Here is an 8,356-nt window from a genome sequence, read left to right on the forward strand (position 1 = left end):
AGTTATTCGATTTAAATCACATTGTAAAGGTTGATTTGACAACTTTTACAATTTAATGCTGCACGTCGACGCCAGGAGTTTTGGATCTTCCTGTAGAAAATTAAAAATAACAAAAAATCCTATAAAATTTTCATCATCTTACCCCTCTTTTATAATTTTGTATCTTCCGTTTTAAGTCTGCATTTTCTAGTTGTAGATCGCTTACTTCACCTGACAGTTTTAGAATGGCTTGATTGTTTAAATCATTGGTAGTTGCTAACCTTTCGTTCTCTTGTTTCAGTTTTTCCATATTTGCATTTAATGCGTCTATTTTAGTTTGCATAGTATTCTCCTATTCTTTAAAAGACAACTAATTTCAGTTGGAAATTTATTCTTTGAGATTTCTATTTGATGAAACAACAATTGATTTTGTCCCTTTTACTACCTTTGTAAATTTATATCCTTGTTTCTTTAACTCTTTTTTTGAAACTACATGATTATTCAACCCACAAAACAGAATAACTGTATTTTCTAATATGGCTGTTACGTTACCAGTAACATTATTTCCTTGAATTGAAATTGCCGTAATGGTATCACCTATAACTAATTGCATAAATTTCTCCTTAAAAAGCTCTCTTTAATTGCATTATTTATTATTTTCCATCAAATATGCTGTATGAATGAGATCATTTGTTGAAGCAATAAAAGCTCTTATCTTAGGTTTTAATTCATTATCTAATGAATCGATTCTATCTTCCATGTCGCTTTCATTTTTTATAAAAAAATTGCCATCTTCATCAAATTCTAACCACACTACTGTAACTACCTCGCCTATTCCTACCCGATAAATGGCTGAACGATTATCTATATTACCTAAATTAATATCCATATTTATTCCTCCATTTTATCATTTCTTTTTTCCGGTGATTTTTATGCAAAACCTTGCTGTTTTATGCTTAGTTATTCATCAACTCTAAATTACTTAGAATCTTTCATTTCCAAATAATCTGCTAATCTACCGATAGTTTCCATATAATAATTAGCTTTTTCTTTGTGTTTTTTCAATCTACTTACTTGTGCTCTTGGAATAACATTTAGACTGTTTAATTCTGTAAATGTTTTGTCTTCAAGAAAATCATCGATCGTTTTTTTTATGCTTTTTTCTAATTCTTTTTCATAATTTGATTTGACATCTTTCTTTTTTTTATTTAGTTTATCAACAATTTTTGCTACATGTACTAAAGTATCTGTTCTAAAACCAAATACTTTTTCTTTCTTATTATCATGTTTAGCTGCATCAGTCGCTTTTTGAGCTGTACTAATAGCCAAGCCCTCTCTTACGATTTCTGTATGGGTATACTCACATAGATTAATAAAAATTTTTTCTGTTAAATCGGTAAAATACTCTCGTGTTACGTTCATGTATACACCTCTCTTCAATCGATAGTGGTTTTTAGTGTGTTTTCCTTTACGCTCTGTTTTTACGATATTACACTACCATAGTATGATAATTGTTGCAATATTTATGTTCTATAGTTTTTAAAAAATTAAAATTTAGAACTAGATTAAAAGCAATATTATTTTTTGTTTTCATTTTTAGTTTTTAATTCATTTTTGCTTTTTACGATAGTTACATTTTTAGGAACTGATTTTTTCATAAAATCATACTCCCCCTTTCCATCAATGACAATAATTTCATGATTCTTTGTAACCTCTTTAATGAGGTCAAGCACCATTGAATAACTTTGTCCTGTTACTCTTGCTGGATCACCTATAATAACTTTATTTTCCATCTTCTTGCTCCCTCTGCCGTTCTTCTTGAACTTGGCGTTTTATTCTTTGCAACGTACTTTTACTAAACTCGGTATCTTTAGCCACTTCTTTATAGCTCTTACCAGACATTAATTTGTCGTAAGCTTCCATTTTTCTGGTCGTGAGTTTTGCCTTTGGACGTCCTTCACGATAGCTCTTATTGGTCTTTTTAGCGTATGCCTTGCCCTCCTGTGTTCTAGTTACAATTAGATCACGTTCAAACTCCGCAAACGATCCTAGCATATTTAACATCATAGTTTGCAATGGGCTAGATTTTTCAGCACCATTAAATTCCATCTTGTCGTCAATAAAAATTACTGAAGAACCTTTTTCAATTATTTCATCAACAATCATTCTAAGGTCTCTTATACTTCGTGCCAAACGATCAATTTTTTTTACTAAAACTGTGTCGCCTGGTTTGAGTAAATCTAATAATTTTTTCAGTTCATTTCTTCCACTTCGATTTGTGGCCGACATTTTTTCTGCAAATATTATTTCAGCACCATTTTTCTTAAGCAATGATTTTTGTTCTTTTAATTCTTGGCCAAGAGTTGAAACTCTCGCATACCCATAAATTGCCAATTTTACCCCTCCATTTCCAAAAACATACAGAATAGAGTATCTGACCACCCCGCAAGTCAATGATACCAATAAAAAAAAGGGTAGTCAACAACTTATAAGTTGGTGACTACCTCACTCATGTTACTCTATTAAAGTCTGTCTCATCAATTTCTTCTGTTCCACCTCCTAAATGGTCCTTTAATTCGGTAATTGAATTTTATAAACATGTACTCCTTTTGTTTGGTTTTTGTCTACAATTAACAAAGAAAAGTTCTTTCCTATTTGATAATCTTCATAGTACCCCCAAAAAGCTCCTTTTCCAAATTCTACTTGTATTAAAATTTCAGACGTTTCTCCTGGTGCTAACTCTTTTTCTGCATTCGTTACAGTCCAAGAAGTTAAATTTGTAAAGTTCTTATAGTTTTCATAAATTGTCATTGTATTATCAACATTAATAGTTGAATTGCCAATATTGGTCACATCTACAAACACAGGAGTGTAAATCATATTGGCTTCATTTTCTTCACTATATTGTTCAAAAGAAGGATCTATTTTTTTTATTTTAAAACTAATCTGGTTAAATTTAATCTTGTCTTCTTTTAAAAATAAATGCTCCGAAACTTTATAGAGGTCATTATTTTTATTAACATGTACAATTCGTACAATGGATAATAATATTATTATGCTTATTAAACTGGGGATTAGAAATTTTCTCATTTCATTTTCCCTTCTGAAATACGAACTGTAGTATCGCTAATTTGTTCAATAAATCCTTTGTCATGACTTGTGATTATAATGGTTGTACCTTTCTTTTTTTCTGTAAGCAATATTGTTTTAATTAATTCAATGCCCTCTTCATCTAGAGCGTTTGTGGGTTCATCTAAAACTAACAAATCGGGGGATTCCATTAGTGCTTGTGCTAAGCCAAGTCTTTGTTTCATTCCCAAGGAGAAATTTTTCACTCTAATATTTCTAGCCTCTTCTAAACCGATTAACTTCAAACTTTCTTCAATTTGTTTAGATGGAATCACATTTTTAATGAGTGCTAGCATCTTTAGGTTTTCGAAGGCTGTTAATTCATCTATGAATACAGGATGTTCAATCAAAATTCCCACACTTAACGGATGTTCGATATCTTTCCCTATAATTTGTTCATCAACAGAGACAGTTCCCGAATTATAGGTCGTTAATCCAACAATCGTCCGTAAAAGCATGCTTTTACCTGAACCATTAGGGCCCATTATACCAATTAATTCTCCTTTGTTTATAGCAAGATTTACATCCTCTAAAATGTTTACTCGTTTAATCGTTTTTGTCACATGAATCAGTTTAATAAATTCCAAGTTTAAACCCCTCGTTTCTTATAGAAATAATGATTTATCTGTAGTGTTAATTAATTTAGAAACTTATGAAAAATGTGGATCGTTCTCTATTGAAAATAAGAATTATAATTCGACTACATTCAAAACCAGAGTGTAAATTTCACAGCATTTTCTATCTTTAAAAAATAAATTAACATTATTGGCATAACCTAACTTACAGCACCAAACGAGACTACCTAAACAGTCTTTTGGAATAGCTAATCATAAGACCAATCAGTAGTGTAACGATTATTAGTGATAAGGAAATAGTGGAATAGGTATAGTCCTTCGATATCCAATGAGCTAACATACTCAAATTTACGAATGGGAGCCTTGTAGTAAATATACTGGTAATAATAATCATGCAAGTAACCACTACCGATAGTCGTGGAGTATACAGGATTGATCCGTATTCATATAAAAGACCCAGTGAGAATGTATGGATAAAAACGACAATTAAGTAAAAAATGAATATTAAATCAGAATCAAAAAGACGACTATTTTCTGGTTGTATTTGTTGGTACATAGCAATTGGAAAAAGATAGAAAAGAAAAATAAAAAGAATGGTTAAAAGAAACAAAGAAAAATTTTTAATCCGATTAAATTTTGTGAAACCACACCTTATTAAAACATAGACACCACTTTTATAAAAGTCATCGTATCGACAGGAAGATAACATAAAAACATACATTAGCTGTAAGACAATCCACATAAAAGGAATCAAAAAGAAGTCTCCATTATAAATTTCTTGGACATTTGAAGAGGACACACCCATTAAAAAATTATTCACATAGAAAGAGAAACCAATTAGTATATTCTCACGGTATATATTGGCTAATAACACAATTACTAAACATAAGAGCATTCCAAAAAATAATTTTAAATACCGTATTCTCAAAAGAAATTCTCTTTTTAAAAGCCCGTAATTACTAGTTATGCTGTATAAAAAAATAAAAGAAGCGACTAGAGCATTTCTAAGAAAATATAACTGCAAATTTGGACCACTGATTATTCCTAGAAAGAGAGCTAATTTTGAAAAGAAAAGAAAATAATCCATTACAGGTATAAATATTAACAGAAAAGAGAGGGTTGTATACTTGTTGGCAAATTTGAAAAGAACCAGTGCTGCTAAACTAAAAAACAGAAATTGATTTAAAAGAACAAAAGAAAAATTTGAACGATTCATATTTGAAGAGATGTTAAAAACAAGATGGTTTTGAAAAACATATCCAATTCCTATCGAGCTTACGTATACTAAGATAAATAAAGAAACATATGGAAATGACTGTTTCATCATATAGTGAATCTTTTTAATTCCAATCAGTCTAACTTCTACATAGTCATTATATAATTTTTTTACAGACAGAGAAAAATACACTAAAAACGTTGGAATAACAAATATTTCCAAAAAAAAGGGGTGTTCAATAATTTCTAAAATGGACTGACTAGAATAACTAAGTTGTTTTAGACAATAGATACTTGCAAAAAGTAATAAAACGAACGAAATGGGCAGAAGTATTAGTTGCCCTCTTTTAAAAAAATGGATCAGATTCATATGATCTTTATTCCCCCTCTCTTCGCAATTAACCAAAATGAAACTCCTGATGCAAGTAAAAGAAAAAGAATTGGGTAAATAAAACTAAATAAGCTAATACTGTTTGATACTACCATTAAAAAAACCAAATGAGATAGAGTGTACGTGGTCGGTAACGTAATACCAAGTAACGGCAAAAAAATTGTCAATGAAAATAGAATATAAGAATTGGGAAGGAAATACCCAACAAGCAAGATGAAATTATTGAAGCAAATTGCTAAAAATATAGTAATGGTTATATACATGAAAATAGTTAGTATTGGATGATTTAGATAAATATATTTGTTCATTGTCTCATATTCAGTGATAGGAAATTTTCTCATGTAGTCCACTAATTCATATGGTTTTAAAACAGGAAAGAAAAAACTAGACAAAAGAAGGTTCCAAATCAAGGGAACACCGACTAAAAACAAAGAAACGATGGAATTTAGTATAAGCATATTTTTTAAATATGAAACTAAGGTTGAACGGACTATCACGTAATTGGCGAACCCTTTTTTTACTTCTTTTGAAAGATGATAGGAGAATGGCATACTAGATAGTGGGATTATGAGAAACAGAAAGAAGAAAGGAAAAAAAGAATTCCCATCATTTGATAATATCCAAGCATAACTTAAGCTAGTAGGATAGGAACCAGGTTGTTTTAATTGTTCTACATTTAAAGTGTCAATCACTTGAACTGTTGATAGAATCATCAAAATAAAAAAAGATATCCATAAACTTTTTTCTTTAGATAGTTGTTTTATTCGGTAAAAAAGCATACTTTAGCTCCCTATATCATAGTTTAGCGGAGGACAGTGTCAATTATTTTAAAATGGTTACTCCATTTTCTTTGGTGTAATCTGGAGACCATTTCCCTTTAAATGTGAGGGAACCCCAAGTAGAACGTTCACCTCTAAAGCGTGCTAAATTAGATCCACTTTCATTAACGCTATTATATACTTCGTACTTTTTCCCAACATTTACAGTGCCGCCGTTTCCAGCATCACTAACAAAGCTATTTTTATTCATTTGTGGTTTTATCTTGAAGTCTGGACGCCCTTTATCGCTGGTACTAGTTATATTAATGTACATAGAGCTTGAGTTTCCTTTATATCTAAAATCTGTATATTTCATACTCAATGGTCCTCCAAAAGTGAATGAGAAGGCTTGATCTGTTGTGTTAGGACCTTGAGCATAAGCTAATCCCACACCTAACAATGAAATACCTATAAATATCAGTGAAGCAAGCATGATTACATTCCTTTTCATTTTAATCATAAATTTATACACTCCTTTAAATTTTTGTTAAAACTCCTCCGCTAATATAAAATTAACATATTCGATAAAAATTAACAATTCCTTTATGATTTTATTGTTCTATGTGCTTTATTTTTAGTTTGATATACGCTATAATCTGATGAAACACATCGACGAAAATACAATTTTGTTTCAAAGTTTAGTTATGATAAAAAAATAATAGATTTTACAATCGGAAATACTATTAAATCAACTGTATACACTTTTGTTCTCCATAATTTTTTTGAATGTGATTTTATTAGAACTTTGTAACAAAACCCTAAATACTAGCAAATATTGGAGGTATCATCATGATAGCAAACTACCCTTTTTTTAGTCTTACTTGTTTTTTTATTTTAATATGCTATGTTTCAATTATTTCATATAAAATTAAAGTAAAAACATTTTATAAAAACAACTCTTATCGTAAAATAAAACTGAATGAGCACCCACTTTATTTAATGTATCCCTTTGAAAAAAAAATATATATTTATATGTATATTCTTTATATTCTTGGAATCATACTATTCACGGCTGGATTATTTTTATTTTTTTCAAATTCAGATATTATCAGTAATGGTATTCAATTTGGAATAGCTTTACAAGGACTAGCAACTATCATTAATGTTTGTATTGTTATTAATTACTTTAGATTGCTTAAAAAAGAAAGATTCTCTATAAGACAATGGTCTAATTCACACCCTTCTGAAAAAAATAAATTTATAGTAATTCCTTCAAAGATTACAATTTATAAAAAAACTTCACTCATTTCACTATTATTTTCTGAAATATTTTTAATAATATCACTTATTACAGAATTTTTTAATCTGGTGTATTAAATAAAGAAGCAATTAGATTGAATTTAATCTAATTGCTTCTATTTAAATATTTAATAGATACCACAGGTAAAATATCCTTTGTACTGTTTATTAATTATGACATTAATTCTGATCCCCACGCAATCACAGATATAAATACAGCTGCAATAGCCCCAACACCAGTTCCTACGGCAGAGACAGGAATTGCTATAATTCCTCCTATGATTACTATTCCACTTATTGCAATAACGGAAACTGGCAAAGTATTATTTTCAACTGACTTCGTTACCAGTTCATAGTCTGCAACAGGAATCGGAGCGACATTACTTTGATTTACATAGATTTCAATAATCAATTCTAATTTTTCTGTTAGTGTTTGACCATTTCGTTTTATTTTATACTCACTTTTCACAATGATTTTCGTTCCGATTTTCCCATTTCGTGCAGCTAAACCAGTCTCAATTATCCCATTTTTTACTGTAGGCCCCAATCGATTAATTGCACTTTCAATACTGTTTCTTTTTACGTCTTTAAAAATAGTATTGTATTTATCAAGCGTTTCTTGTATTGGGTTAAGGTATACTTTCATGTCTGCAATCCCATTTGTTACCACAATTTTAGCCGTTCCTTCTTTTGAATCAGAAGACCAAGTGTTCCTTGCTGTTAAATAAAGATCAATTGCACCTAAATGTTGTTCATATATCTTATTGGGTACAATAATAACGTCTTTAAAAAAGGTCTGTAGATTCAATCCATTCAATATATTATGACTGATAGTATTCACTTTCTGGCTAGAATCAATATCAAAATTTTTCACTCCCGCGTCTCGTCCAGAAGAAGCAACTTGATCAATTGGAAACAACATGTCTCCTCTACCAACGGTCATTTCAATAAATTGGTCGAAGGCCCACTCTTTAGGCATTTTAAACCCTAAATTCCCACTAAACCCTGTA

General features: G+C 30.1%; 10 protein-coding genes and 1 pseudogene. 1 reads left to right on the forward strand and 10 read right to left on the reverse strand.

Translation table 11 applies throughout. The annotated features are described in order from the left end of the window. Positions 1-133: 133 nt before the first annotated feature. The 9 genes from MHI00_RS17620 to MHI00_RS17660 form a co-directional block, all read right to left on the reverse strand. A complete protein-coding gene (locus tag MHI00_RS17620; RefSeq protein WP_119907167.1) occupies positions 134-322 on the reverse strand; it encodes a hypothetical protein in 189 nt (62 codons plus the stop codon). A 45-nt stretch (positions 323-367) separates the two neighbouring features. Continuing rightward, entirely contained in the window at positions 368-592 is a 225-nt protein-coding gene (locus MHI00_RS17625; protein WP_119907166.1) for a hypothetical protein, read from the reverse strand. Between the two features lie 33 nt (positions 593-625). Then, positions 626-868: a hypothetical protein gene (locus MHI00_RS17630; protein WP_119907165.1), complete on the reverse strand. Its 243-nt coding sequence runs from the start codon at positions 866-868 to the stop codon at positions 626-628. Between the two features lie 89 nt (positions 869-957). Beyond that, positions 958-1,401: a hypothetical protein gene (locus MHI00_RS17635; protein WP_119907164.1), complete on the reverse strand. Its 444-nt coding sequence runs from the start codon at positions 1,399-1,401 to the stop codon at positions 958-960. Between the two features lie 155 nt (positions 1,402-1,556). Next, positions 1,557-1,772 carry a hypothetical protein gene (locus MHI00_RS17640; RefSeq protein WP_119907163.1) on the reverse strand — a complete coding sequence of 72 codons (216 nt, stop codon included), beginning with the start codon at positions 1,770-1,772 and terminating at the stop codon, positions 1,557-1,559. Continuing rightward, a complete protein-coding gene (locus MHI00_RS17645) occupies positions 1,762-2,373 on the reverse strand; it encodes a recombinase family protein (RefSeq protein ID WP_119907162.1) in 612 nt (203 codons plus the stop codon). Before MHI00_RS17645 ends, MHI00_RS17640 begins: the two co-directional genes overlap by 11 nt. 177 nt (positions 2,374-2,550) lie before the next feature. Continuing rightward, the gene (locus MHI00_RS17650) at positions 2,551-3,069 is read right to left on the reverse strand and encodes a hypothetical protein (protein WP_119907082.1); all 519 of its coding nucleotides are present in this window, start codon (positions 3,067-3,069) and stop codon (positions 2,551-2,553) included. Continuing rightward, positions 3,066-3,695, reverse strand: coding sequence for an ATP-binding cassette domain-containing protein (locus MHI00_RS17655; protein WP_119907083.1), 630 nt, complete (start codon positions 3,693-3,695; stop codon positions 3,066-3,068). The genes MHI00_RS17650 and MHI00_RS17655 overlap by 4 nt, the downstream gene beginning before the upstream one ends. 2,416 nt (positions 3,696-6,111) lie before the next feature. Further along, entirely contained in the window at positions 6,112-6,567 is a 456-nt protein-coding gene (locus MHI00_RS17660; protein WP_119907065.1) for a hypothetical protein, read from the reverse strand. 329 nt (positions 6,568-6,896) lie between these two features. On the opposite strand from MHI00_RS17660, the gene MHI00_RS17665 reads away from it, so the two are divergent. After that, positions 6,897-7,424: a hypothetical protein gene (locus MHI00_RS17665; protein ID WP_119907066.1), complete on the forward strand. Its 528-nt coding sequence runs from the start codon at positions 6,897-6,899 to the stop codon at positions 7,422-7,424. A 94-nt stretch (positions 7,425-7,518) separates the two neighbouring features. Here MHI00_RS17665 and MHI00_RS17670 read toward each other — a convergent pair. Continuing rightward, positions 7,519-8,356: pseudogene (locus MHI00_RS17670) on the reverse strand (hypothetical protein); the annotation flags it as partial.

Origin of the sequence: Carnobacterium sp. FSL E2-0243, assembly GCF_038003605.1 — a bacterium.
Lineage (GTDB): Bacteria > Bacillota > Bacilli > Lactobacillales > Carnobacteriaceae > Carnobacterium > Carnobacterium maltaromaticum.

Excerpts from the sequence above, each read along its gene's own strand:
- MHI00_RS17650 (WP_119907082.1), bottom strand. The coding sequence starts at position 3,069 with ATGAGAAAATTTCTAATCCCCAGTTTAATAAGCATAATAATATTATTA.
- MHI00_RS17640 (WP_119907163.1), bottom strand. The coding sequence starts at position 1,772 with ATGGAAAATAAAGTTATTATAGGTGATCCAGCAAGAGTAACAGGACAA.
- MHI00_RS17630 (WP_119907165.1), bottom strand. The coding sequence starts at position 868 with ATGGATATTAATTTAGGTAATATAGATAATCGTTCAGCCATTTATCGG.
- MHI00_RS17635 (WP_119907164.1), bottom strand. The coding sequence starts at position 1,401 with ATGAACGTAACACGAGAGTATTTTACCGATTTAACAGAAAAAATTTTT.
- MHI00_RS17660 (WP_119907065.1), bottom strand. The coding sequence starts at position 6,567 with ATGATTAAAATGAAAAGGAATGTAATCATGCTTGCTTCACTGATATTT.
- MHI00_RS17620 (WP_119907167.1), bottom strand. The coding sequence starts at position 322 with ATGCAAACTAAAATAGACGCATTAAATGCAAATATGGAAAAACTGAAA.
- MHI00_RS17625 (WP_119907166.1), bottom strand. The coding sequence starts at position 592 with ATGCAATTAGTTATAGGTGATACCATTACGGCAATTTCAATTCAAGGA.
- MHI00_RS17665 (WP_119907066.1), top strand. The coding sequence starts at position 6,897 with ATGATAGCAAACTACCCTTTTTTTAGTCTTACTTGTTTTTTTATTTTA.